Below are 24,104 nucleotides of genomic sequence, written 5' to 3'. Positions count from 1 at the left end.
AGGCGGCCGAGACCGCCTGGCAGGGCTGGCTGAAGGGACCTTCAGCCAGCCCTGAGCACCCGGGTTGCTACGGGCGGAAGCGCAGCACCTGCGGGTCGTGGTCGCTGATCTGGTCGTGGAACTCGGCGTTGATGTGCACGCTGTCGTACTCGAAGTCGCAGTCGCGCCGGATCGACGGGCTGATCAGGATCTGGTCCAGGACCTGGCTGTTGCCCTGGTAGACATACGAGTAACGCTCGCTCCTGGGCAGCGACTTGACCGCCGACCACAGCTCGCCGTCACCCTCGAGGATCTCGGTGGTGCCGGAGAACTCGAAGTCGTTGATGTCGCCGAGCGTGACGACGTCCGCGTTCTTCTGCGTGTCCAGGATCTCCTTGACGAACGCGTTCACCGCGGTCGCCTGGAGGTGCCGCTGGGTCTCCGAGCTGCGCGTCGGCGGCTGGTACTGCGCGGTCAGACCTTGGTCGCCGCCCTTGGAGTTGAAGTGGTTGGCGATCACGAACACCGTCTCGCCGCGGAAGACGAACTCGCCGACCAGCGGCTTGCGGCTGTTCGCCCACGCCGAGTTCGCCGGGTCGATCCGGGCCGGCGAGGCGGTCAGCCGCGCCTTGCCGCGCACCTTGGTGACACCGACGGCGGTCGTCGCGTCGCCGCCCGCACGGTCGGTGAAGGACACCCGCTCCGGGTTGAACAGGAACACCTGGCGGATGTTGCCGCCCGGCTCGCCGCCGTCGGCGAGGTCGACCGGGTCGACGGAGCGCCACTCGTAGGCCGGGCCGCCCGCCGCGACGATCGCGTCGATCAGCTTGGTCATCGTCCGGTCGGCGGCGACCGTGCCGTCGTTCTGGGCGCCGTTGTTGTCCTGGATCTCCTCCAGGGACACGATGTCGGGCGACTGGAGGTTGTTCACGATCGCGGCGGCGTGCTCCTCGAACGTGGCGTCCGCCGGGTCCAGGTTCTCGACGTTGTAGGTGGCCACCGCAAGCTCGCCGCGCCGCTGCTTGCGGGTCGTCTCGCGCTCCGGGCCGCCCTGCTTCAGTGCGCCGATCTCGTTGGCGACGAGCGTGTAGCCGCCGAACTGGTTGTAGTCCAGCGGGCCGGTCGTGGTGCCGGTGAGGGTGTCGCCGACGTTCGCGTCCGGGAAGTCGGCGGCCTTGCCGAGGGACTGGATCTGGAGGCGGCCGGTGTTCTGCGAGGTGTACGAGCCGTAGACGGTGCCCCCGTGGCGGCTGGTGTTCTCCCGCGGTTTCACCGTGACCCACAGCTCTGTGTACGGGTCGGTGGCGCCGACCACACGGGTGTCGGCGACCTGGACGTTCATGCCCTCCAGGGACTCGTAGAAGTCCAGGGCGTACTGCGCCGGCCGCAGGGTGAGGCCGTTGATCGAACCGTTCGCGGCGGTGTCGCCGGCCGGGGCGTACCGGGAGGGGACGGAGCGGGCGTCGACGACCGTCGGCGCCGGGACGGCGTTGCCGCCGGAAACGACCGTCACCGTCGGCCGGGTGATCTCCGTGAGGGCCTGGTTGCCGGAGGAGGTGCCGCCCGGGACGTACTCCGAGACCGTGCCCGAGACCGTCACCGAGTCACCGACGGCGACCTTCGGGGTCGAGCCGGTGAAGACGAAGATGCCCTCGCTGGTGGCCGCGTCGTCGTCCGGGGTCGGATCCTGGATCCAGAAGCCTCTCGACGACCCGTAGGTCCGCACACCGGTGACGATTCCGGCCACGTCCGTGACCTGCTGACCGGCGTACGGGGATATTCGGGTGCTGCCCTGGATGTCACGGATGCGCACGCTGTCCGCGTGCGCGGGCGAGGTGAGGACGACGACGGACGCCGCGGAGCAGACGGCGGCGACGGTGAGCGCGGCAAGGCGCGCGGAAGACTTGCTCGGCAACGGGATCCCTCCGGGGACATACGTGGGTGCCGGGACGAGGGTGGAGCATGTGCGGACATGGCGACGCGCGTAGAGAACAGGGAACGCAGTGAACAGTTGTCCTCCCGGTTTCTACGCGCGTCAATTTCCAGGCTGCCCAGGCCAGTTGTCAAGGTTTCGGCCATGTACGGGGCCTGACGAGGAGATGAACCGGGCGGCATCGGTGGAAATCCGTCTAGGCTGAGCGGCTGAGCCGTATGTCGCCCTAGGAGAACCTCCCGATGTCTGACAGCGCCCCCCTGCCGCCGGTCCGGCCGACCTCCGAAGCGGAGCTGGCGCGCGACGCGCTGTCCACGCCGCTGCTGTCCCGGGCCGCGCAGCTCGCCCGCTGGGCCGGGCCGGACACCCGCGTGGACGCCGGGGGCGGGCTGGTCGACGAGCAGTTGCCGGCCGCGGCCGAGGCGCTCGGGCTGAGCGGGGACGACGCCGCGGCGCTGGCGAGCGAGGCCTGGCGGGTGGCCGTGGACACCGGGCTCGTCGAGGTTGTCGACGAGACGGCCGGCACGGTCGCGGCGGGCGCGGAGCTGGCCCTGCTCACCGGCGGTTCGCCGCACGACGTGCTCGGCGTGTGGCTGGCCGCCCTGGAGACGGTGCTCGCCGACGCGAGCGTGCCCGACCTCGACGATCTGATCGACGCCATGGACGAGGGCGGCCGGGTCGACTTCTCCTCGCTGGACTGGGACCCGGAGGCGGAGGCCGAGTTCCTCGACGGAGTGCTCGGCAACCTCTACCTGCTGTCCGTCAGCGAGGACGGGCCGGGGCCGGCGCCCGTGCCGCTGCCCGTGCTCGCCGCGTCGGTGATCGTCCCCGGCGACCTGGCGGAGCCCACGAACGCCATGCTGGAGCAGGTGTCCGACGCGATGATGCGGCTGGACGACCAGTTCCGGCTGCTGGAACCGGTGGGGCTGGTCGAGTACCAGCCGGTCGACGACGCCCTGATGGCGGACACCGAGGACGCTGCCGACGAACCGTCCGCCCTCGACGAGACCGACGTCACCCGCTACGGCATGGTCCGGCTCACCCCGCTCGGCCGGTACGGGCTGCGGGCGCGACTGCTGGAAGCCGGCGTCGAGGCGCCCGCCGTCGGTGACCTGGCCGACAAGGGCGCCGACGCCCTCTTCGACGGAACGGCCGGCTTCGGGCCGAGCGCCGCACAGGCCGAGACCGAACAGTGGCTGGCCCGCCGTGAACCCCTCGCCGCCGCACGCGAGTTGCTGTCCGCAGCGCGCGGCAACGACTCCGGCGCCCCCCTGCGCCGGCTGCGCTGCCAGCAGGCCCTCTCCCTGGTCGGCACCGACGCCGAACCCGCCCTGCGGGAGGTCCTCGACGACGCCGAACTGGGCGGCCTCGCCCGGGTCTGGCTGACCGAGCACGGCTGCACGGACGTACCGCCCCCGTCCGAGGCGATGGTCTTCTGGCTCACCGTGGACACCCTCGCCGCCCAGCTCGCCGCCGAGGGCAACTCCGAGGAACTCCGCGCCCTCGTCGAGGGCCTCGCACAGCAGCACAGCGGCTTCTTCACGGCGGCCTGGCGGGTCGACCACCCGGCCACCGCGGACGTCCTGGAGGCGATGGGGCGCATCCACCCCGACAAGAAGATCGCGAAGCAGGCCCGGAAGGCCGCGTTCAAGGCACGGTCCCAGCAGGGCGGCTGACGGCTGTCACACCCTGTGACGGGGTGCACGGATTCACGGAAGCGAGCCCGGGGGAGTAGCCCGGTGTTCAACTCGCGTTCAGAACCGGGCGGAACCGTGGCGCCGACCGAGGTCCGCACGCCACCCTCCACGGCATTCCCACCGTCACAGGAGACACCATGTCGCTCACCCGCAGGGACTTCGCCAGAAAATCCGCGATCACCGGCGCCGGTGTCGCGCTGGCGGGCAGCGTCGGCGCTCTCGCCACCGCTCCGGGCGCCCTTGCGTCCTACGACACCGACAGCGCGGGGGAGGAGTCGGCGGACGCGTCCGGCGGGGTCGGCTACGGCCCTCTGATCCCCGACCCGAAGGGCATCCTCGCGCTGCCCGCCGGCTTCAAGTACCGCATCATCACCTACAGCGGGAAGACCAAGCTGGAGTCGGGCGAGTTCACCCCCTCCAACCACGACGGCACGGCCACCTTCGACGGCCCGCGCGGCACCACCCTCCTCGTCAACAACCACGAGCTGAAGGGCCCGCGCGCCAACTGGAAGTACCCCGTCCCCCTCACCGAGGGTCTCGTCTACGACCCCGCCGCCTCCGGCGGCTGCACGGTCGTCGAGGTCCGCCCCGACGGACAGGTCGCCGAATGGGTGGGCATCGCCGGCACCTCCACCAACTGCGCGGGCGGCAGCACCCCTTGGGGCACCTGGCTCACCTGCGAGGAGAACTCCGACCGGGCCGGCACCAACGGCATGACCAAGGACCACGGCTACGTCTTCGAGGTCGACCCCCGCGACCGGCGTGCCAACCGCGACCCCAAGCCGCTGAAGTTCTTCGGCCGTTACGACCACGAGGCCGTCGTCATCGACCCCAAGCGCGGCCACGCCTACCTCACCGAGGACGACGACGAGCCCAACGGCCTCTTCTACCGCTGGACCCCGCCCAAGGGCTTCGAGTACGGCCGCGGCAGGTTCCGCACCCTCGCCGACGACGCCGGCGTCCTGCAGGCGCCCAAGTGCTACAACTCCGGCGGCAAGTTCGTCGACGACCTCTCCCGCGCCACGAAGGTCGGCACGGTGTACGGAGTGGACTGGGCCGACGTACCGGACCGCGACGCCAGGACCGTGGCCGTGCGCAAGCAGTTCGCCGACGGTGAGATCACCCGCGCCCGCAAGCTCGAGGGCATGTGGTGGGGCGACGGCGGCGCGTACATCGTCTCCTCGTACGCCCGCGAGGAGAGCCCGGTGCAGCACGACGGACAGGTCTGGTTCTACGACCCCAAGCGCCGCACGCTGACGTTGAAGGTCCTGCTCGGAGTGAACCCCGACCCCTCCAAGGACGGCGCCTTCGACGGCCCCGACAACATCACCGTCTCCCCGTACGGTGGCCTGATCCTCGCCGAGGACGGCGAGGGCGTCTCGCACCTCTTCGGCGCGACGGACAGCGGCCGTACGTACCCCATCGCCCGCAACGACCTGAACGTCGGCACCGAAGAGGAGCCGGAGTACAGCGAGTTCGCCGGCGTCACCTTCTCCCCCCATGGCCGGACCCTCTACGCCAACATCCAGGACCCGGGCATCATGCTGGCCATCACCGGGCCGTGGAAGCGCCAGCGGCGGTCATAGGTTCGGATCCTCCGATCGAGTGACATTGATCGGTTTTCCTGAGTGCCTCGCTTTCTCGGAATAGCGTTCCTGCATCGAAATGGTTTCCGTACGAGGCGCTGAGGATCCATGGGCGTGCAACCGCGGGGAGGGCTTGCCGAGGGCTCTCGAGTATGGCTTCCAGACGGCTCGGTGAGGGCCATTGAGGAAGTCGTCGCGAGGCACCTCCCCGTGCTTGCGTACAGCAAGGAGTGGGATACCAGGCCTGTTCGATACGGGGCCAACCAAGGTCCGCGAGACCATTCGGTTGGCGAACTCGTCTCAGTCGTCCCTCGGCCGGGCTGCACGAGCGGCTGATCGAGGCGTGTGCCGCCGGTGACGTGGACGGAGCGGTCCGCGTCACGGCGGAGATCTGGCGCACCCTCGCCGACCTGGCCGACTCCGACTGACGCCGACACCCACCGACGCCGTTGCCCTTGGAGGCGCCCCATGTCCCTTTCCTCCTACGAGCGTTACCCCCTCCTCTTCGGCCCGTCACCCGTGCACCCCTTGGAGCGCCTCACCGAGCAACTCGGCGGCGCCGCCTTCTGGGCCAAGCGCGAGGACTGCAACTCCGGGATCGCGTACGGCGGGAACAAGACCCGCAAGCTGGAGTACCTGGTCGCCGACGCGCTCGCGAAGGGCTGCGACACGCTGGTCTCGATCGGCGGGGTGCAGTCCAACCACACCCGCCAGGTCGCCGCGGTGGCGGCCCGCGCCGGGCTCAAGTGTGTGCTGGTGCAGGAGAGTTGGGTGGACTGGCCGGACTCGGTCTACGACAAGGTCGGCAACATCCTGGTCAGCCGGCTGGCCGGAGCGGATGTGCGGTTGGTGCGGGCCGGGTTCGGGATCGGCTTCAAGGAGAGCTGGGAGCAGGCGCTCAGGGAGGTGGAGGAGGCGGGCGGCAAGCCGTACGCGATTCCCGCCGGGGCTTCCGACCACCCGCTGGGTGGGTTGGGCTTCGCGGGCTGGGCGTATGAAGTGGCCGAACAAGAGCGCGAGTTGGGGGTCTTCTTCGATACCGTGGTCGTCTGCTCGGTGACCGGATCGACGCAGGCGGGCATGATTGCCGGGTTCCGGGCGCTGGAGGAGGCCGGTGGGCGGACGCGGCGCGTCATTGGGGTGGACGCGTCGGCGGCGCCCGCCCGGACCCGGGAGCAGATCGCGCGGATCGCGCGGGGCACCGGGCAACTGATCGGTGTACGTCAGGAGCTGACCGAGGCGGACGTCGAACTGGACGATCGGTACCACGCGGGGACGTATGGCATCCCCGACGAGACGACACTGGCGGCGATGCGGCTCGCGGCGCGGACCGAGGGGATGGTCACGGATCCGGTGTACGAGGGGAAGTCGATGGCCGGGTTGATCGACATGGTGACGCGGGGGGAGATCGGGCGGGAGTCGACGGTGCTGTACGCGCACTTGGGCGGTCAGCCGGCACTGAACGCGTACAGCGCGTTGTTCTGACTCCCGCTCGCTCAGCAACTCGGTGGCGTCCGGAGCGGGAGTCAGGAAGGCTGGCGCGCATGGTTTCGGTACTGCAGAACGTGGCGATTGACTGTGCGGACGCCTATGAGCTGGCCCGGTTCTGGAGCAGGGTGACTGGCCGTCCTCTGCATCCGGAGGACGAACCGGGTGATCGGGAGACTCAGGTGCTGCTGGCGGAGGGCCCGGTGCTGTACTTCAACCAGGTGCCGGAGTCCAAGAAGATCAAGAACCGGATCCATCTGTGTTTGCGCCCTGAGACCTCGCGTGACCAGGAAGTGGATCGGCTGCTGGGGATCGGTGCCACCTTTGTCAGCGATCACCGGAATCCCGATGGCTCCGGCTGGGCGGTCCTCGCCGACCCCGAGGGCAACGAGTTCTGCGTTCTTCGCAGCGAGTCCGACCGAGCCGCGATGAAATCCTGAACCTCGTCGCGGCTGCGTCGCCCCAAGAATCGGGCCCCTTGGGGCGACGCAACGACCGCTCGACGGCTCTCAACTACGCATTCTCTACAGCGCCTGGGCGGCGGGCTTGACCATGTTGCGGACCGTGCGGGCCTTGACGAAGTCGCCCATGGCCGTCATGTCCCACTCGCCGGAGTACTGGCGGATGAGCTTCGCCATGAGGACGCCGGTCTGGGGCTCGGCGTTGGTGAGGTCGAAGCGGACGAGTTCCTCGCCGGTGGCGGCGTCCATGAGGCGGCAGTAGGCCTTGGCGACCTCGGTGAACTTCTGGCCGGAGAAGGAGTTCACGGTGAAGACCAGGCCGGTGACCTCCTGCGGGAGGCGGCCGAGGTCGACGGTGATCACCTCGTCGTCGCCGCCGCCCTCGCCGGTGAGGTTGTCGCCGGAGTGGCGGATCGCGCCGCCCACGATCTGGAGCTTGCCGAAGTAGCAGCTGTCGATGTGGTTGCGCTGCGGGCCGTACGCGATGACCGAGGCGTCCAGGTCGATGTCCTTGCCGCGGTAGGCGGGCTCCCAGCCGAGGCCCATCTTGACCTGGGAGAGCAGCGGGCGGCCGCCCTTGACCAGGGAGACGGTCTGGTTCTTCTGGAGGCTGACCCGGCCCTTGTCGAGGTTGATCTTCCCGGCGCCGGGCGGGGCGGCCGGAGCGGGGGGCGCTGCCGGGGCCGGGGGAGTGGCCATGGGCGGGGCCGGCGGGGTCACCGGGGGCTGCATCGTGGCGGGCGGCGGGGTGACCGGCTGGGGCGGGGCGACGGGGGCCGGGGCCGGTTCCTCCACGGTGACGCCGAAGTCGGTGGCGATGCCGGCCAGGCCGTTGGCGTAGCCCTGGCCGACCGCGCGGGCCTTCCAGGCGCCGTTGCGCAGATAGATCTCCACGACCACCAGGGCCGTCTCGGCGCCGAGCTGCGGGGGCGTGAAGGTGGCCAGGACGCTGTTGTCGTCCGCGTTGCGGATCGTGGCCGTGGGCTCGATCCCCTGGAAGGTCTGGCCCGCGGCGTCCGGGCTCGCCGTGACGACGATCTTCTCGATGCCCGGGGGGACTGCGGCGGTGTCGACAGTGATCGCGTCGGGGGCCGTGCCGCCGCCCGAGCGGTACGTCACGCCCGGGCCGGCCGGCTGGTTGTAGAAGATGAAGTCGTCGTCGGAGCGCACCTTGCCGTCGGCGGTGAGCAGCAGGCCCGATACGTCGAGCCGCACCGGGGCGGCGACGTCCACCGTCACGTGGGCGGTGGGGAGAGGGATGTTCGAGCCGGGGGTCATAGCTGTCATGCCGGGTGAACGATCGACGCCGCTTTACCGTTCCCTTACCGGGCGGCCGATCGGGTCACCGGCGGTTGCGGGGGTGGTTGCGGGCGGTGCGTTCGTTGCCGCGTTTGTAGTTGCCGGTCCAGCGGGCCATGACCAGCTGGGGGTCCGGGGCGGAGGCTGTCTCGGCGAGGAACTGTTGCGCGCGGGGGCCGTGGAGGGTGGTGGCGGGGCGGTTGTGGTGGGTGATGGTGACGGTGCCGTCGGCGTGGGTGTCGTAGCGGAATCCATGGGGGCGTGGCATGTCCGGATCGTAGGGGGGTGGGCGGTGACGGGCCCAGCGGTTTTCGCCCCCCCCCCCCTGGAGGACGGGACGGGCAGGGGCGGCGGGGGCGAGAAAAGCCCTACGGCACAACCACGATCTTCCTGCCGACGCCCGACGCGAACTGCTCAAGGGCCTGGGGATAGCTGTTCAGCGGCAGGCGGTCGCTGATGAAGACCTCGGGGTCGAGGACGCCCGTCGCGAAGAGCTCCGCCGCTCGTTCGAAGCTGTGCAGGACGGCCATCGAGCCGGTGATCGTGATCTCCTGGTTGTAAATGCGGTACGGATCGATCGTCACCCGGGTCGCGTAGTCCGCGACGCCGAACTGCAGGAACGTCCCCGCCTTCGCCACCCGGTCCAGCCCGTCCTGGATCGCCGCCGCGTTCCCCGTCGCGTCGACCACGACGTCCCAGCCCTGCGGGCGGTCCAGTTCGTCGGCGTTCGCGGCGGACGCCGAGACGCCGAGGCGGCGGGCCGTCTCCAGGCGGGTCGGGTTGACGTCGACCACGTCGACGCTCGCGGCGCCCGTCCGTTTCGCCAGTTCCAGCATCATCAGGCCCATCGTTCCGGAGCCGTAGATCAGGACGTGGGCGCCCAGGCGGGACTGGAGCACGTCATAGCCACGTACCGCGCACGACAGCGGCTCCACCAGTGCCGCGTCCTGCGTGCGGATGTGCTCGGGGAGCTTCACGCAGTTCGCCACCGGCGCCACCGCGTACTGCGCCGCGCCTCCCGCCGTCGTCACGCCGATCGCTGCCCAGCGCTCGCACAGGTTGTTGTGACCGGTGCGGCAGTAGCGGCACTCGTAGCAGTACAGGGACGGGTCCACCGCCACCTGGTCGCCCACCGACAGTTCCGTGACCTGGGTGCCGACCCCGACCACCTCGCCTGCGAACTCGTGCCCCGGCACGATGGGGAGCTCGGGTGCGAACTCCCCCTGGAGGATGTGCAGGTCCGTGCCGCACAGGCCGCACGCGGCGACCTCGACGACGACCTCGCGCGGGCCCGGCGTCGGGTCCGGGACCTCGGCGACGACGGCCTTGCCCACGGACTCGATGACGGCGGCCTTCATTTCACGGCTCCCAACGACAGGCCCTGGACCAGCTTGTCCTGGGCGGCGAACCCCGCGGCGAGCACCGGCAGGGAGATGACGAGCGACGCGGCGCACACCTTCGCCAGGAACAGGCCCTGGCTGGTGATGAAGCCGGTCAGGAAGACGGGGGCTGTTTCGGCTACGACGCCCGTCAGCACCCTCGCGAACAGCAGCTCGTTCCAGCTGAAGATGAAGCAGATCAGGGCGGTGGCGGCGATGCCAGGGAGGGCCATGGGAGCGATCACGCGGGTCAGGACCGTGGGGAGGCGGGCGCCGTCCACCCGTGCCGCCTCGATCACCGCCACCGGGACCTCGGCCAGGAACGACTGCATCATCCACACCGCGATCGGCAGGTTCATGGAGGTGTAGAGGATGACCAGGAGCCAGATGTTGTCCAGCATCCCCGCGTTCTTGGCGAAGAGGTAGATCGGCAGCAGGCCCGCCACCACCGGCAGCATCTTCGTCGACAGGAAGAAGAACAGGACGTCGGTCCATTTGCGCACCCGCCGGATCGACAGGGCGTAGGCCGCCGGGAGCGCCAGGAGCAGGACCAGGAGGGTCGAACTCACCGATGCCACCGTCGAGTTGATCAGGGACGGCCATGGGCTCGCCCCGCCACCCGTGCCGAAGAACTCGCGGTAGCCGTCCAGGGTGAGGGCGGCCCCGAAGGACGGCGGGTTGGTCGCCGCGTCCTCCTCGGAGTGGAAGGACGTCAGGGCCATCCACGCGATGGGCAGGAAGAAGACGATGCCGGCCAGCCAGGCCACCAGGCCCAGGCCGACGCCCTTACGGCGGATACGACGGACTCGTACGGCGATGCCGCTCATCCGCGGTTCACCTCCTCGCGGAACAGGGACGACACCACGCGCAGCGCGAAGGTCGCGATGATGATGGAGCCGATGACGACCAGGACGCCCGCGGCCGAGGCGAGGCCGTTCTCGTGGGCCTGGTAGAAGCTCTGGTAGACGGTGTAGGGGAGATTCGCGGTGCCCAGGCCGCCGGATGTGATCGTGAAGACCGCGTCGAAGTTCTGGACGATGTAGATCGAGCCGAGCAGGGCGCCGAGCTCGAGGTAGCGGCGCAGATGCGGGAGCGTGAGGTGGCGGAAGATCTGCCAGTCGCTCGCGCCGTCGACCTTCGCGGCCTCGATCTGCTGCGGGTCGCGGCTCTGCAGGCCGGCCAGGATGATCAGCATCATGAACGGGGTCCACTGCCAGACCAGCGAGGCCTCGACCGCGAGCAGCGGGGTGCCCGAGATCCAGTCGGGCTGTGGGCCGCCGACGTAGTGCAACAACCCGTTCAGCAGGCCGTACTCGGGGTTGTAGAGGACGTGCTTCCAGAGCAGCGCCGCCGCCACGGGGACGACCAGGAAGGGCGCGATCAGCAGGGTGCGGACGACGCCCCGGCCCTTGAACCTGCGGTCCAGCAGCAGGGCCAGGACCAGGCCGAGGACCAGGCTGACCAGCACCACCGTCACCGTCAGCAGGATCGTCGTCCACACCGAGTTGCGCAGGTCGGTGTCGGTGAGCACCTGGCGGTAGTTGTCCACGCCGGTGAAGTGGCGGGCGTCGGGATAGAGGGAGTTCCAGTCGAAGAAGGAGATCACCAGCGTGGCCACGAACGGCAGCTGGGTCACGACGATCATGAAGATCAGGGCGGGGAGGAGGGGGGCCCGGGTGGCCCAGGCGCGCAGCCGGGCCGAGGGCTCGCGGTTGTCGGTGCGGACGGACGGGGCGGCCACGGGGGCCGTGGTGGTGGCGGTCATCGTCCCTCGTACTCCTCGGAGATGCGCTCGGCGAGCTGCTGGGACTTCTTCAGGGCCTCGTCGACGGACTGGCGTCCGGCGATGGCCGCGCTGATCTCCTGGGAGACCTTGGTGCCGAGGTCGGTGAACTCGGGGATGCCGACGAACTGGATGCCGGGCGCGGGACGCGGCTGCACACCGGGGTCGCCCGGGCGGGCGCCCTCGATGGCCTCCTTCGTCATCTCCTGGAAGGCGGCGGCCTCCGCGCGGTAGTCGGGGTTGTCGTACGTCGACGCGCGCTTGCCGGCGGGAACGTTCGACCAGCCGATCTCGTCGCCGACCAGCTGCTCGTACTCCTTGCCGGACGCCCAGGACACGAACTGCCACGCCTTGTCGGCGTTGCGGGAGGCGTCCTGGATGCCCCAGGCCCAGGTGTAGAGCCAGCCGGAGGACTCGGTCTTCTCGACGGGGGCGGGGGCGTAGCCGACCTTGCTCTTGACCGGGGAGTCGGCGGACTCCAGGGAACCGGCCGCGGAGGTGGCGTCGTACCACATGGCGACCTTGCCCTGGGTCATGTTGTTGAGGCACTCGGCGAACCCGGACTGGGCGGCGCCGGACTCGCCGTGCTCACGGACCAGATCGACATAGAACTTCGTCGCCTTCTCCCACTCGGGGGAGTCGAGCCGGGCCTTCCAGTTCTCGTCGAACCAGGTGCCGCCGAAGGTGTTCACGACGGTCGTCAGGGGGGCCATGACCTCGCCCCAGCCGGGCAGTCCGCGCAGGCAGATGCCCTTCATGCCGGGCTCGGCGCCGTCCACCCGGGCGGCGAGGTCGGCGACCTGCGTCCAGGTGGGGTGCGCGGGCATCGTCAGGCCCTCCTTCTCGAACACGTCCTTGCGGTACATCAGGAAGGACGACTCGCCGTAGAAGGGCTGGCCGTAGAGCTTGCCGTCGTCGCCGGTGAGGGACTCGCGCATGGGCTTCAGGACGTCCTGTTCGTCGTACGCCGGATCCTCGGCGACGTAGGAGTCCATCTCGTGCAGCCAGCCGTTGCGGGCGTAGATCGGTATCTCGTAGTTGGAGAGGGTGGCGACGTCGTACTGGCCGGCCTGGTTGGCGAAGTCCTGGCTGATCTTGTCGCGGACGTCGTTCTCCGGCAGCACGGTGAAGTTCACCTTGATGCCGGTGTCCTTGGTGAAGTGGGCGGCGGTGAGCTTCTGCAGCTCGACCATCTGGGGGTTGTTGACCATCAGGACGTTGATCGAGTTGCCGCCCGATCCTGCCCCGCCCGCCCCGACCCAGCAGCCGGAGAGCAGCGGGCGAGCAGCGTCCCTGCGGCGGCCGCGGCGAGCGTGGCTCGCGGCCTCCGTCGGCTCTGGGTTCGCATGGATCGCTCCTGAACATATGGGGAGATAAAGGGCACTGTCGGGCGTGAAGGTGCCCTACAGGGGGATGAGTCGGGTTTTCAGACGCGGATGACCTGGGGTCCGAGCAGTGAGTAGCGGTGCGCTTCGGCCGTCGGCAGCAGCGTGCTCGTGACGATCGCCTCCAGCGCGCCGACCTCCGCGAACCGGCAGAAGCTGACCGCCCCGAACTTGGTGTGCACGCCCGCGAAGACCGTGCGCCGCGCGGCCCGCACCGCCTGCGCCTTGACCTCGCTGACCGCGGGGTCGGGAGTGGTCAGGCCGTGCTCCCGGGAGATGCCGTTGGCGCCGATGTAGGCGAGGTCGACGACGAAGCCGGCGAGCATCTTCGTCGTCCAGTGGTCGACGGTGGCCAGCGTGCCGGAGCGGACCCGGCCGCCGAGCAGCAGCACCGAGAAGCCCTCCGTCTCGGCGAGCGCGCCCGCGACCGGCAGGGACGCGGTGACCACGGTCAGCGGCCGGTCCCTGGGGAGTGCCTCGGCGATGAGCTGCGGGGTGAAGCCCTCGTCGACGAAGACCGTCTCGGCGTCCCCGAGCAGCTCGGCCGCGGCGGCCGCGATCCGGCGCTTCTCGGGGACGTGACTGGTGGCGCGGAAGGCGAGGGTCGTCTCGAAGCCGGCGCTCTCCACGGGGTAGGCGCCGCCGTGTGTACGGCGGACCAGACCGTGGTCCTCCAGAGCACGCAGATCTCGCCGTACGGTCTCCTTGGCCACGCCCAGCAGGCCGGCGAGCGCGGTGACGTCGACCGACCCTGCGGCGCGCGCGACCCGCACGATCTCCCGCTGGCGTTCCTCCGCCGAACTCGTGCTCATGGCCGACACCTGCCTTCAGTGGTGCTGTGCTGCCCGTTCGGGCCCGGTGCGGCCCTTGGGTGAAGTTCTACAGCGGGTGTGCGGCACTGACCAGGTCTGATGCGGGCCCGATGCTGCCCGTGTGTGCCCGTTCGACGCGGTGTGTGCCCGCCTCGGACCTGCGACGTTGCGGGGCGGGGTGTGAGATCGGGCGGGGTGTACGCCCGAACATGACTGCGGGCGGGCCCGTTCGGTGCCCGCCCGTCGTCGGCTTTCGGTCAGTAGGAGGTCAGTAGGAGATCAGTACGGGGAGATCAGTACGGCCAGATCGGCGGGTCGTTCACGAAGTGGCCGCCCAGGCAGGCGTGGGCCGGGTTGTCCGGGTCGAGCTCACCCTGTTCGGCGATGAGCTTCTCGGCGTACGGCTCGGAGTCGTCCTGCGGTGCGTAGCCGAGCGCCCGCGCGGTGGACAGGTCCCACCACAGGCGGGTGTTGGCGGAGGAGCCGTAGACGACGGTGTGGCCGACGTTCTCGGCGGTCAGGGCCGCGTGGAAGAGACGGGCGCCGTCGGCGGGGCTCATCCAGACCGACAGCATGCGCACGCTGGTCGGCTCCGGGAAGCAGGAGCCGATGCGCACGGAGACGGTCTCCATGCCGTGCTTGTCCCAGTAGAACTGCGCAAGATCCTCACCGAAGGACTTGGACAGGCCGTAGAAGGTGTCCGGGCGGCGCGGGGTGTCGACCGGGATGAGCGCGCTTGAATCAAGAGGTGTGTCGCCCTGGGGGCGGGGGGTGTAGCCCACCGCGTGGTTGGAGGAGGCGAAGACGATGCGCCGGATGCCCTCCTCGCGGGCGGCCTCGTACAGGTTGTAGGTGCCCTCGATGTTCGCCTTGAGGATCTTCTCGAAGGGGGCTTCCAGGGAGATGCCCGCGAGGTGGATGATCGCGTCGACGCCTCGTATGGCCTCGCTCAGGGCCGGCCTGTCGGCGAGGTCGGCGGTGATGGCGTCCGGTGCGCCCTCGACGGGGCGCAGGTCGAGCAGGCGCAGTGCGTAACCGTGGTCGGGGAGCAGGTCCCGCATCAGGGTGCCGAGGCCGCCGGCGGCGCCGGTGAGCAGAACGGTGCGGGGAGCGGGCATCCTCGGGTCTCCTTGAATCGAACGGCCGCATTCATATACCGCATTCACATGCGTGGACACGCTAAGGAGCGGGCCGTTGTGCGTCAAGTGTGCCGCGGAGGAGAGGAATCCGCTGGTGTGTTGGGGGTTGGCACGCTTGACCCCTCCTGGGGGCCCGCCATAGCGTGAGCGGGTTCAGGAATGTGGACGCAGAACATGAATGTGGGCCTTGGACAGTGGACCTTGGAGTGCCCGTGACGTCAGCCCCGCTCGCCGCCCGCCTCAGCGTCCCCAGCGGGCCGCTGTTCTTCCCGGTCACCGCCTACAGCCCCGACGGCTTCGTCAACCTTGACGCCTACCGTGCCCACATCCGCCGCGGCATCGAGGCCGGAGCCGCCGCCGTCTTCGCGTGCTGCGGCACCGGAGAGTTCCATGCGCTCACGCCGGAGGAGTACGAGGCGTGCCTGCGAGCGGCCGTGGCGGAGTCCGCCGGACGCGTACCGGTCGTGGCCGGCGCCGGGTACGGGACCGCGCTCGCCGTACGGTATGCGCGGCTCGCGACCGGGGCGGGAGCGGACGGGCTGCTCGCCATGCCGCCGTACCTCGTCGTCCCCGGGCAGGAGGGGCTGCTGCGGCACTACCGGGAGATCGCAGCGGCGACCCCACTGCCGGTCGTCGTCTACCAGCGCGACAACGCCGTGTTCACACCCGAGACCGTCGTCGGACTGGCCCGCACGAACGGGATCATCGGACTCAAGGACGGCCTCGGCGACCTGGACCTGATGCAGCGCATCGTCAGCGCCGTGCGCACCGAGGCCCCCGGCGACTTCCTCTACTTCAACGGGCTGCCGACCGCCGAGCAGACCCAGCTCGCCTACCGCGGCATCGGCATCACCCTCTACTCCTCGGCCGTGTTCTGCTTCGCCCCGGAGATCGCCCTCGCCTTCCACCGGGCGCTCGAGTCCGGCGACGACGTCACCGTGCGCCGCCTGCTCGACGGCTTCTACCGGCCGTTCGTCGAACTGCGCGCCCAGGGCCGCGGCTACGCCGTCTCCCTTGTCAAGGCGGGCGTACGGCTGCGCGGGCTCGACGTGGGGAAGGTACGGCCGCCGCTGCACGAGCCGGGCGAGGATCATGTCAAGCAGCTCGCTCAGGTGATCGAGCGCGGGTACGCGCTGCTCGAGGAGGACATGTGAAGACGTCGGCGTTCGTCTACCCCTGGGACGTCAACGGGGACCCAGAGGCACCGGCGCGGATCGCCGCGCTCGGCGTGGCGCAGGTGACGCTCGCCGCGGCCTACCACTCCACCCGCGCCGTCACGCCCCGTCACCCGCGCCACCGCATCGTCACGGCCGAGCATGCCGCCGTGCTCTACCCCACGGACGCCCGCTGGGAGGGCCGGACCCTGCGCCCGTACCCGGCCGGTGACTGGGCGCCCGGCGACGCCTACGGGGAAGCGGCGGAGCAGCTCGCCGGCGCAGGCCTTCAGGTGCACACCTGGGTGGTGCTCGCGCACAACTCCCGCCTGGGCGCCGAGCATCCGGACACCTCGGTCGTCAACGCCTACGGCGACCGCTACCCCTGGGCGCCGTGCATCGCCCAGCCCGCCACGCGCGCGTACCTCGTGGATCTGGCCGTGGAGGCCGCCGTACGCCCCGGCGCGCGCGGCACGGAGCTGGAATCCCTCGGCTGGTACGGGCTGGCGCATCTGCACGCCCACGACAAGACCGCCGGGGTCGGTCTCGGGGACGCCGGTCAGTACCTGATGTCGCTGTGCTTCTGCCCCGCCTGCCGGGCCGGCTACGGTGCACAGGGCCTGGACCCCGACGAGCTGGCGGACGCCGTACGCACCGCGCTCGAACCGGTGTGGCAGGGGGCGCCCTCCGACGGGGGCTGGCCGGGGGTCGGGAAACTCCTCGGGGAGACAAAAGCGGCCGCCACGCGCGCGTGGCGGGACGAAACCGCCCGCACGCTCCAGGAGGCGGCCGTCACCGCGGTCCGCGCCGCGGCGCCCGACGGCTTCCAGGTCCTCCTGCACGCCGACCCGGTGTCGTACCACTGCGGCGCCAACGCGGGCGTGGACCCCGCGCACATTCTGTCCGTGGCCGACGGTGTGGTCGTGCCCTGCACGGGCGGCGCGGGCCTGCTGACGCCGTTCGCCGAGCAGCGGCGCGAGGGTGCCGTGCTCGCCGCCAACTTCACCGTGGTCTCCGGGATGGGCGGCCGCCCCGGCGCCCTGGCCGCGGACGCCGCACGCGCGCGGGACCTCGGTGCCACGGAACTGCGGCTCTATCACGCCGGGCTGGCGTCGGACGGCGACCTCGGGTCCGTGCGGGCGGCGCTCTCGTCGGTCTGAGGAGCGGGGGAGGGGCTCGGGGAGGTGCCGTGGACCGGCGTGCGCGCAGGCGATGAGTTTCGGGGCGGGTCTCGGTCTACCTCCTTGGACGCACCTCTGAGGAGACAGCTGATGACCGACATGACCACCCTCGACCTCGGACCGCAGACCCGGATCATCGCCCGCCTCGCGGGCGGCGTGCGTGACGAGCAGTTGTCCGACAGGACGCCGTGCCCGGAGCTGGCGGTGCGCAACCTGCTGGGGCACCTGACGGGGCTCTCCGTGGCCTTCCGCGACGCCGGCCGAAAGCACCTCGGCGTCACCACCGACACCAGCCCGGACGCGTCCGTCCCGGACATCGGGCCCGGCTGGCGCCAGGAGCTGCCCAAGGTCCTGGACGAGCTCGCCGACGCATGGCGCGACCCGGCCGCCTGGACCGGCATGACCCGCGCGGGCGGCGTGGATCTGCCCGGCGCCGTCGCGGGCGCCGTCGCCGTCGACGAGCTGGTGATCCACGGCTGGGACCTCGCGCGGGCCACCGGCCAGGAGTACGCCCCCGACCCGGCCGCGCTGCAGGTGTCGTACGACTTTCTGCGCGCGGCGGCCGACGAGGACGACCGCGGCGGCGGCATCTTCGGCCCCGTCGTTTCCGTCCCGGCCGACGCACCGCTGCTGGACCGGGCGGTGGGGCTGAGCGGGAGGGAGCCGGACTGGAAGCCGTAACGCGCGCGCGGGGCGCGGGAGACTGAACGTACGCTCCCCGCATGGCCCTCACCCTCACCGTCCTCGGCACCGCCTCCCCGCACCCGCAGCCGGATCGCCCGTGTTCCGGGTACCTGCTGCGCGGCTCAGGCGCCGAGGTGTGGGTGGACGCCGGGCCCGGAACCTTCGCGGAATTGCAGCGGCACACCGATCCCACACGGCTGACGGCGATCTGGATCTCCCATCTGCACGCCGACCACAGCACCGATCTGCTGTCCGCGGTCTACGCGTTCGCCTTCGGCGGTCTCACCCCGCCGACGCCCATCCCGGTGTACGCCCCGGCGGACTGCCCCGGGCGCCTCGCGGGGTTCCTCGGCCGGCCGGACGTGGCCTTCCTGCGCGGCATTCTCGACTTCCGGCCGCTGTACGACGGCCATACGGCCCGGCACGGCGAGCTGCTCCTGACCGCCCGGGCCGTCGTCCATGACACCGAGGCGTACGGGCTGCGCGCCGAGTGCGCGGGGAGCGTGCTGGCGTACTCCGGCGACAGTGGACCCTGCGCCGCCCTCACCGAACTCGCCCGGGACGCCGACCTGTTCCTGTGTGAGGCCGATATCGACGCGCATCGCGAAGGCGAACAGGTCCATCTGACGCCCGAGGACGCCGGCACGACCGCCCGCGCGGCAGGCGCCGGGGAACTGCTCGTCACACATGTCGGACCCACCCTCACCCCCGAATCGGCGACCGCCCGTGCCGCGGCGGCCTTCGGCGGGCCCACCGCCACCGCACGCGAGGGCGACCTCCGGCGCGCCTGACGGCAACCTCGACTTCCTTTGTCAGAAGCATTGACGAAACACAGGGCCGCTCCTACCTTCAACGCGTCGTACTTCGTACGTCATATATGAGACGCGATACGCGAGATCCCATACGCGAGATCCGAGAGGCGCGCATGACCTCTGTGCCCACGCCGATCCCCTCCCGCACGCAGTACGTGCTGGAGGAGATCAAACGCCGCATCCTCACCGGACAGTTGACGCCCGGTCAGGCTCTGGTGGAGACCGAACTCGCCGCACAGTTCGGGGTGTCGAAGACCCCGGTGCGCGAGGCGCTCAAGACCCTGGCCGGGACCGGACTGGTGGTGATGAGCCAGTACAAGGGCGTCACCGTGCGCATGGTGGACGCGGACATGGCGCGCGAGGTCTACGACGTGCGGCTGCTGCTCGAGCCGGAGGCGCTGCGGCGCTCCGTACGGCGCGGGGCCTCCCTGGACGCCGCACGGTCGGCGCTGACCAGGGCCGACGACGCCACGGACACCGCCGAACGCTCGCTGGCCAACCGGGAGTTCCACCGCGCCCTGTACGTGCCGTGCGGCAACCCGCTGCTCGGCCGGATGCTGGACGAGGTCCGCGACCAGGCGGCCCTCGTCTCCGCCGTGGCCTGGGCCGCCGACCCCTCCTGGGACCGGGAGGCACAGGAGCACCGCGAGATCCTGCGGCTCGCTCTGGACGGAGACGCCGACGGCGCCGCGCGCGCCCTCCACGCGCACATCGCGTCGTTCGTCGAGCGGGCCTTCCCGGACGCGGGGACCGAGGCCCAGGGAGAGGACGGTCAGGAATGACAACGACGTTCGAGACCCAGCGGGCGGCCCTGGCCGACGTGGTGGCGATCCCGGTGACCCCGTTCGCCGAGGACGGCTCCGTCGACGCCGGCGCCCACCGGGCCCTGCTGCGTCGTCTGCTCGACGGTGGGATCAGGACCCTCACCCCCAACGGGAACACCGGCGAGTTCTACGCCCTCACCCCGCAGGAACGGCAGCTGGTCACCGAGCTGACCATCGACGAGGCCGGCGACCGCGCCGTGATCCTGGTCGGCGTCGGCCACGACGTACCGACCGCCGTCGCCTCCGCCCGGCACGCCCGGGAACTCGGCGCCCAGATGGTGATGGTCCACCAGCCCGTCCACCCGTACGTCTCGCAGAGCGGCTGGGTCGACTACCACCGGGCCATCGCCGAGGCCGTGCCCGAGCTGGGCGTCGTCCCGTACCTCCGCAACGGCCAGCTCACCGGCGCCCGCCTCGCCGAGCTGGCCGACGCCTGCCCCAACGTGATCGGCGTCAAGTACGCCGTCCCGGACGCCGCCCGGTTCGCCGCCTTCGCCCGCGACGCCGGCCTGGAGCGGTTCGTGTGGGTGGCCGGCCTCGCCGAGCCGTACGCCCCCTCCTACTTCTCCGCGGGCGCCACCGGCTTCACCTCGGGACTCGTGAACGTCGCCCCGTCCGTTTCGCTGAACATGATCGAAGCGCTTCGATCCGGCGACTACCCGGCCGCCATGAAGGTCTGGGAGCAGATCCGCCGCTTCGAGGAGCTGCGCGCCGCCAACGGCTCCGCCAACAACGTCACGGTCGTCAAGGAGGCCCTCGCCTCGCTCGGGCTGTGCCGCCGCGAGGTCCGCCCGCCCAGCAGGCCGCTGCCCGAGAACGAGCGCGCCGAGGTCGCCGCCATCGCCGCCGGATGGTCCACATGACCGACATCAAGCGCCCCGAGGAGCTCAGAAGTCATCAGTGGTACGGGACCGACGGACTGCGCTCCTTCAGTCACCGGGCCCGTACCCGCCAGCTCGGCTACCTGCCCGAGGAACACCTGGGCAAGCCCGTCATCGCGATCCTCAACACCTGGTCCGACATCAACCCCTGCCACGTCCATCTGCGCGACCGCGCCCAGGCCGTGAAGCGGGGCGTGTGGCAGGCGGGCGGCTTCCCGCTGGAGTTCCCGGTCTCCACGCTCAGCGAGACCTTCCAGAAGCCGACCCCGATGCTCTACCGCAACCTGCTCGCGATGGAGACCGAGGAGCTGCTGCGGTCGTACCCCGTCGACGGGGCCGTGCTGATGGGCGGCTGCGACAAGTCGACGCCCGCCCTCCTCATGGGGGCGGCCAGTGTCGACCTGCCGGCTGTCTTCGTGCCCGCCGGGCCCATGCTGCCGGGCCACTGGCGCAACGAGGTTCTCGGCTCCGGCACCGACATGTGGAAGTACTGGGACGACAAGCGCGCCGGACTCATCGGCGACTGCGAGATGCAGGAACTGGAAAGCGGCCTGGCACGCTCGCCCGGTCACTGCATGACGATGGGTACGGCGTCCACACTGACCGCCGCCGCCGAGGCGCTCGGCGTGACCGTGCCGGGCGCGTCCAGCATCCCGGCCGTCGACTCCGGACACGACCGGATGGCCGCGAAGGCCGGCATGGTCGCCGTCGAACTGGTCCACCGCGACCGGAAGCTGAGCGAGATTCTCACCCGGGAGGCCTTCGCGGACGCGGTGACGACCGTCCTCGGCCTCGGCGGCTCCACCAACGCCGTCATCCACCTCATCGCCATGGCCGGCCGGGCCGGGGTCCTGCTCACGCTGGACGACTTCGACCGGATCGCCCGCACCGTCCCGGTGCTGGCCGACGTACGGCCGGGCGGACAGACGTACCTCATGGAGGACTTCCACTTCGCCGGCGGCCTGCCCGGGTTCCTGTCCCGGATCCCGGACCTGCTCCACCTGAACCGGCCGACGGTGTCGTACGACACGATGCGCGAGCAGATCGCCGGCGCCCAGGTGCACAACGACGACGTCATCCGCCCGCGCGACAATCCGGTCGCGGGTGAGGGCGGGGTCGCCGTCCTGCGCGGCAACCTCTGCCCGGACGGCGCCGTCATCAAGCACATCGCCGCCGAGCCGCATCTGCTCAAGCACACCGGCCCCGCGGTCGTCTTCGACGACTACCGGACGATGCAGCGCACCATCAACGACCCGTCGCTGAACATCACCGCCGACAGCGTGCTGGTGCTGCGGGGTGCCGGACCCAAGGGCGGCCCGGGCATGCCCGAGTACGGCATGCTGCCGCTCCCCGACCACCTGCTGAAGCAGGGCGTACGGGACATGGTGCGGATCTCCGACGCACGGATGAGCGGCACGAGTTACGGCGCGTGTGTGCTGCACGTGGCGCCCGAGTCGTACATCGGCGGACCGCTGGCGCTCGTCCGGACCGGGGACAGCATCACCCTCGACGTCGAGGCGCGGATCCTCCAACTCAACGTGGATGACGAGGAGTTGGAGCGTCGGAGGGCGGAATGGACGCCGCCGCCCGTGCGCTACGAGCGGGGCTACGGCGCCCTCTACAACGAACAGATCACCCAGGCGGACACCGGCTGCGACTTCGAGTTCCTGGCGCGGCCGGGAAAGGTGCAGGACCCGTACGCCGGCTGACCCGCAGCAGCACGACCTCGCATCACCCTGCACTTCGAGAAAGCGCTTCCCGCACGACGTACGAGAACGGAGAACAGTCATGGCCCAAGCCGCAGCCGTGGCGAAACCGCCCGCGCCACCGAGGCGGCGCCGTGCCTCCGCCACGCCACGCAGGCTGCCGTACCTGCTGATCGCCCCGGCGGCCCTGCTGATGCTGGGCTTCATCGCCTACCCGGTGCTCAGCGTCTTCTACTACAGCCTGCAGGACTACAACCCCACCAAGCCATGGCGGAACGGTTTCGCGGGCTTCGACAACTTCGTCCACGCCTTCACCGAGGACCCGCTCTTCTGGGACACGCTGATCTTCAGCGCCAAGTGGGTCGTCGTCGAGGTCGGACTCCAGCTGTTGTTCGGTCTGGCGCTGGCCCTCATCGTCAACCAGACGTTCGTGGGCCGGGCCGTCGGCCGGGCGATGGTCTTCTCCCCGTGGGCCGTCTCCGGCGTGCTGACCTCCGCGATCTGGGTGCTGCTCTACAACTCCCAGACCGGCATCACCCGTTACCTCGCCGACATGGGCATCGGCTCGTACGGCACCAGCTGGCTGTCGGACACCTCCACCGTCTTCCCGGCGGCGATCGTCGCCGACCTGTGGCGCGGCGTGCCGTTCTTCGCGATCCTCATCCTCGCCGACCTCCAGTCCGTCTCGAAGGACCTGTACGAGGCCGCCGAGGTCGACGGGGCGAGCCGGCTCAAGCAGTTCTGGCACATCACCCTTCCGCACCTGAAGGACGCCATCGTCCTGTCGACGCTGCTGCGTGCGGTGTGGGAGTTCAACAACGTCGACCTGCTGTACACCCTCACCGGCGGCGGACCGGCCGGCGAGACCACGACACTCCCGCTGTACATCGCCAACACCAGCGTCGACGCCCACAACTTCGGCTACGCGTCGGCCCTGACCACGGTCGCATTCGTGATCCTGCTCTTCTGCTCGATCGTCTATCTGCGGCTGAGCAAGTTCGGAGGTGAGGACAAGTGAGCACCACCAAGGAGGCCACCATGGTCGCGCCCGCGCCCCGGCGCACGGTGCGCGAGCCGCAGCGTCCGGCGAAGAAGCGCCGCGCCTGGGACGAGGCCCCGCGCTGGCAGATCTACCTGCCGCTGTCGATCTACCTGCTCTTCACCCTCATCCCCTTCTACTGGATCCTGCTCTTCGCCCTGCGCCCGGCCGGCTCGACCTCCCTGGTCCCCTGGCCGATGACCTTCGACCACTTCGAGAAGGTCTGGACGGAGCGGTCCTTCGGCACCTACTTCCAGAACAGCGTGCTCGTCGGCCTCGCCACCCTCTTCCTGACGACCGTCGTCGCCCTGGCAGGCGGTTACGCGCTCGCCCGGTTCGACTTCCGCATCAAGCGGGCCTTCATGCTCGCCCTGCTCTGCTCCCAGTTCGTGCCGGGCGCGCTGCTGCTGGTCCCGCTGTTCGAGATCTTCGCCGAACTGCAGATGATCAACTCGCTCGGCAGTGTCATCCTGGCCGAGACGGTCTTCCAGCTGCCGTTGTCGATGATCCTCATCAGCAACTTCATCAAGAACGTGCCGTACTCGCTGGAGGAGGCGGCCTGGGTCGACGGCTGCAACCGCATGACCGCCTTCCGGGTCGTCGTACTGCCGCTGCTGCGCCCCGGGCTGATCGCGGTCGGTTCCTTCGCCTTCGTGCACTCCTGGAACCACTTCCTGTTCGCCCTGATGTTCCTCAACAACCAGCAGAAGCAGACCATCCCGGTCGGCCTGAACACCCTGATGAGCGCGGACAGCGTCGACCTGGGCGCCCTCGCGGCGGGCGGCATCATCGCCGCCGTCCCGGTGGTGCTCGTGTTCGCCTTCATCCAGAAGTGGCTGATCACCGGGTTCAGCGCAGGGGCGGTGAAGGGGTGATGAGGAC

General features: G+C 70.3%; 21 protein-coding genes and 2 pseudogenes. 14 read left to right on the top strand and 9 right to left on the bottom strand.

Features of this window, described 5'->3' with window-relative positions:
* Positions 1-67: 67 nt before the first annotated feature.
* On the bottom strand, positions 68-1,894 hold the full coding sequence (locus tag StrepF001_RS06230) for an endonuclease/exonuclease/phosphatase family protein (RefSeq protein ID WP_129797244.1): 1,827 nt from the start codon (positions 1,892-1,894) through the stop codon (positions 68-70).
* A 260-nt stretch (positions 1,895-2,154) separates the two neighbouring features.
* On the opposite strand from StrepF001_RS06230, the gene StrepF001_RS06225 reads away from it, so the two are divergent.
* From StrepF001_RS06225 to StrepF001_RS06205, 5 genes and pseudogenes are all read left to right on the top strand, one after another.
* On the top strand, positions 2,155-3,588 hold the full coding sequence (locus StrepF001_RS06225) for a hypothetical protein (protein ID WP_129797243.1): 1,434 nt from the start codon (positions 2,155-2,157) through the stop codon (positions 3,586-3,588).
* Positions 3,589-3,746: 158 nt separating this feature from the next.
* Positions 3,747-5,195: an alkaline phosphatase PhoX gene (locus StrepF001_RS06220; RefSeq protein ID WP_129797242.1), complete on the top strand. Its 1,449-nt coding sequence runs from the start codon at positions 3,747-3,749 to the stop codon at positions 5,193-5,195.
* A gap of 311 nt (positions 5,196-5,506) precedes the next feature.
* Positions 5,507-5,623 (top strand): annotated as a pseudogene (locus StrepF001_RS47295) (GntR family transcriptional regulator); the annotation flags it as partial.
* Positions 5,624-5,663: 40 nt separating this feature from the next.
* The gene (locus tag StrepF001_RS06210; RefSeq protein ID WP_129797241.1) at positions 5,664-6,680 is read left to right on the top strand and encodes a 1-aminocyclopropane-1-carboxylate deaminase; all 1,017 of its coding nucleotides are present in this window, start codon (positions 5,664-5,666) and stop codon (positions 6,678-6,680) included.
* 59 nt (positions 6,681-6,739) lie between these two features.
* The gene (locus tag StrepF001_RS06205) at positions 6,740-7,123 is read left to right on the top strand and encodes a VOC family protein (protein ID WP_129797240.1); all 384 of its coding nucleotides are present in this window, start codon (positions 6,740-6,742) and stop codon (positions 7,121-7,123) included.
* Positions 7,124-7,207: 84 nt separating this feature from the next.
* Here the strand turns inward: StrepF001_RS06205 and StrepF001_RS06200 are convergent, their stop codons facing one another.
* The 8 genes and pseudogenes from StrepF001_RS06200 to StrepF001_RS06165 form a co-directional block, all read right to left on the bottom strand.
* Complete coding sequence (locus StrepF001_RS06200) at positions 7,208-8,422, bottom strand: TerD family protein (RefSeq protein ID WP_206306783.1); 1,215 nt, start codon at positions 8,420-8,422, stop codon at positions 7,208-7,210.
* A 64-nt stretch (positions 8,423-8,486) separates the two neighbouring features.
* Positions 8,487-8,711, bottom strand: a complete 225-nt coding sequence (locus tag StrepF001_RS06195; RefSeq protein WP_129797238.1) for a hypothetical protein — start codon at positions 8,709-8,711, stop codon at positions 8,487-8,489.
* A 100-nt stretch (positions 8,712-8,811) separates the two neighbouring features.
* Entirely contained in the window at positions 8,812-9,801 is a 990-nt protein-coding gene (locus StrepF001_RS06190; protein ID WP_129797237.1) for a zinc-dependent alcohol dehydrogenase family protein, read from the bottom strand.
* A complete protein-coding gene (locus tag StrepF001_RS06185; RefSeq protein WP_129797236.1) occupies positions 9,798-10,649 on the bottom strand; it encodes a carbohydrate ABC transporter permease in 852 nt (283 codons plus the stop codon). Before StrepF001_RS06185 ends, StrepF001_RS06190 begins: the two co-directional genes overlap by 4 nt.
* A complete protein-coding gene (locus StrepF001_RS06180) occupies positions 10,646-11,587 on the bottom strand; it encodes a sugar ABC transporter permease (protein ID WP_129797235.1) in 942 nt (313 codons plus the stop codon). The genes StrepF001_RS06185 and StrepF001_RS06180 overlap by 4 nt, the downstream gene beginning before the upstream one ends.
* Positions 11,584-12,953, bottom strand: a pseudogene (locus StrepF001_RS06175) (sugar ABC transporter substrate-binding protein). The gene StrepF001_RS06180 and the pseudogene StrepF001_RS06175 overlap by 4 nt, the downstream one beginning before the upstream one ends.
* A gap of 78 nt (positions 12,954-13,031) precedes the next feature.
* Positions 13,032-13,802 (bottom strand): DeoR/GlpR family DNA-binding transcription regulator, encoded by a 771-nt coding sequence (locus tag StrepF001_RS06170; RefSeq protein ID WP_129797234.1) that lies wholly within the window; start codon positions 13,800-13,802, stop codon positions 13,032-13,034.
* Between the two features lie 293 nt (positions 13,803-14,095).
* The gene (locus StrepF001_RS06165; RefSeq protein ID WP_129797233.1) at positions 14,096-14,920 is read right to left on the bottom strand and encodes an NAD(P)-dependent oxidoreductase; all 825 of its coding nucleotides are present in this window, start codon (positions 14,918-14,920) and stop codon (positions 14,096-14,098) included.
* Positions 14,921-15,153: 233 nt separating this feature from the next.
* Between StrepF001_RS06165 and StrepF001_RS06160 the strand changes: the two genes are divergently transcribed.
* The 9 genes from StrepF001_RS06160 to StrepF001_RS06120 all read left to right on the top strand — a co-directional run bounded on the left by StrepF001_RS06160 (position 15,154) and on the right by StrepF001_RS06120 (position 24,097).
* Positions 15,154-16,095, top strand: a complete 942-nt coding sequence (locus StrepF001_RS06160; RefSeq protein WP_129797232.1) for a 5-dehydro-4-deoxyglucarate dehydratase — start codon at positions 15,154-15,156, stop codon at positions 16,093-16,095.
* Positions 16,092-17,255, top strand: coding sequence for a hypothetical protein (locus StrepF001_RS06155; protein WP_129797231.1), 1,164 nt, complete (start codon positions 16,092-16,094; stop codon positions 17,253-17,255). The genes StrepF001_RS06160 and StrepF001_RS06155 overlap by 4 nt, the downstream gene beginning before the upstream one ends.
* Positions 17,256-17,366: 111 nt before the next feature.
* Complete coding sequence (locus StrepF001_RS06150) at positions 17,367-17,957, top strand: TIGR03086 family metal-binding protein (RefSeq protein ID WP_206306773.1); 591 nt, start codon at positions 17,367-17,369, stop codon at positions 17,955-17,957.
* A 41-nt stretch (positions 17,958-17,998) separates the two neighbouring features.
* Positions 17,999-18,751, top strand: a complete 753-nt coding sequence (locus tag StrepF001_RS06145; protein WP_129797230.1) for an MBL fold metallo-hydrolase — start codon at positions 17,999-18,001, stop codon at positions 18,749-18,751.
* A 134-nt stretch (positions 18,752-18,885) separates the two neighbouring features.
* Positions 18,886-19,554 (top strand): GntR family transcriptional regulator, encoded by a 669-nt coding sequence (locus tag StrepF001_RS06140; RefSeq protein ID WP_129797229.1) that lies wholly within the window; start codon positions 18,886-18,888, stop codon positions 19,552-19,554.
* A complete protein-coding gene (locus StrepF001_RS06135; RefSeq protein WP_129797228.1) occupies positions 19,551-20,459 on the top strand; it encodes a dihydrodipicolinate synthase family protein in 909 nt (302 codons plus the stop codon). Before StrepF001_RS06140 ends, StrepF001_RS06135 begins: the two co-directional genes overlap by 4 nt.
* Positions 20,456-22,186 (top strand): L-arabinonate dehydratase, encoded by a 1,731-nt coding sequence (gene araD / locus StrepF001_RS06130; RefSeq protein ID WP_129797227.1) that lies wholly within the window; start codon positions 20,456-20,458, stop codon positions 22,184-22,186. Before StrepF001_RS06135 ends, araD begins: the two co-directional genes overlap by 4 nt.
* 79 nt (positions 22,187-22,265) lie before the next feature.
* Positions 22,266-23,201, top strand: a complete 936-nt coding sequence (locus StrepF001_RS06125; protein ID WP_129797226.1) for a sugar ABC transporter permease — start codon at positions 22,266-22,268, stop codon at positions 23,199-23,201.
* 20 nt (positions 23,202-23,221) lie between these two features.
* Positions 23,222-24,097, top strand: coding sequence for a carbohydrate ABC transporter permease (locus tag StrepF001_RS06120; protein ID WP_129797524.1), 876 nt, complete (start codon positions 23,222-23,224; stop codon positions 24,095-24,097).
* Positions 24,098-24,104: the final 7 nt, after the last annotated feature.

Origin of the sequence: Streptomyces sp. F001 (genome assembly GCF_004187715.1) — a bacterium.
Classification (GTDB): domain Bacteria; phylum Actinomycetota; class Actinomycetes; order Streptomycetales; family Streptomycetaceae; genus Streptomyces; species Streptomyces flavusporus.
Note: the sequence above shows the minus strand (reverse complement) of the source record. Positions and strands in the feature narration are given on the sequence as shown.

Coding starts and splice junctions, on each gene's coding strand:
- StrepF001_RS06135 (WP_129797228.1), top strand. CDS start 19,551: ATGACAACGACGTTCGAGACCCAGCGGGCGGCCCTGGCCGACGTGGTG.
- StrepF001_RS06140 (WP_129797229.1), top strand. CDS start 18,886: ATGACCTCTGTGCCCACGCCGATCCCCTCCCGCACGCAGTACGTGCTG.
- StrepF001_RS06200 (WP_206306783.1), bottom strand. CDS start 8,422: ATGACCCCCGGCTCGAACATCCCTCTCCCCACCGCCCACGTGACGGTG.
- StrepF001_RS06185 (WP_129797236.1), bottom strand. CDS start 10,649: ATGAGCGGCATCGCCGTACGAGTCCGTCGTATCCGCCGTAAGGGCGTC.
- StrepF001_RS06165 (WP_129797233.1), bottom strand. CDS start 14,920: ATGCCCGCTCCCCGCACCGTTCTGCTCACCGGCGCCGCCGGCGGCCTC.
- araD (WP_129797227.1), top strand. CDS start 20,456: ATGACCGACATCAAGCGCCCCGAGGAGCTCAGAAGTCATCAGTGGTAC.
- StrepF001_RS06145 (WP_129797230.1), top strand. CDS start 17,999: ATGGCCCTCACCCTCACCGTCCTCGGCACCGCCTCCCCGCACCCGCAG.
- StrepF001_RS06220 (WP_129797242.1), top strand. CDS start 3,747: ATGTCGCTCACCCGCAGGGACTTCGCCAGAAAATCCGCGATCACCGGC.
- StrepF001_RS06210 (WP_129797241.1), top strand. CDS start 5,664: ATGTCCCTTTCCTCCTACGAGCGTTACCCCCTCCTCTTCGGCCCGTCA.
- StrepF001_RS06125 (WP_129797226.1), top strand. CDS start 22,266: ATGGCCCAAGCCGCAGCCGTGGCGAAACCGCCCGCGCCACCGAGGCGG.
- StrepF001_RS06120 (WP_129797524.1), top strand. CDS start 23,222: ATGGTCGCGCCCGCGCCCCGGCGCACGGTGCGCGAGCCGCAGCGTCCG.
- StrepF001_RS06195 (WP_129797238.1), bottom strand. CDS start 8,711: ATGCCACGCCCCCATGGATTCCGCTACGACACCCACGCCGACGGCACC.
- StrepF001_RS06190 (WP_129797237.1), bottom strand. CDS start 9,801: ATGAAGGCCGCCGTCATCGAGTCCGTGGGCAAGGCCGTCGTCGCCGAG.
- StrepF001_RS06170 (WP_129797234.1), bottom strand. CDS start 13,802: ATGAGCACGAGTTCGGCGGAGGAACGCCAGCGGGAGATCGTGCGGGTC.
- StrepF001_RS06180 (WP_129797235.1), bottom strand. CDS start 11,587: ATGACCGCCACCACCACGGCCCCCGTGGCCGCCCCGTCCGTCCGCACC.
- StrepF001_RS06205 (WP_129797240.1), top strand. CDS start 6,740: ATGGTTTCGGTACTGCAGAACGTGGCGATTGACTGTGCGGACGCCTAT.
- StrepF001_RS06225 (WP_129797243.1), top strand. CDS start 2,155: ATGTCTGACAGCGCCCCCCTGCCGCCGGTCCGGCCGACCTCCGAAGCG.
- StrepF001_RS06150 (WP_206306773.1), top strand. CDS start 17,367: ATGACCGACATGACCACCCTCGACCTCGGACCGCAGACCCGGATCATC.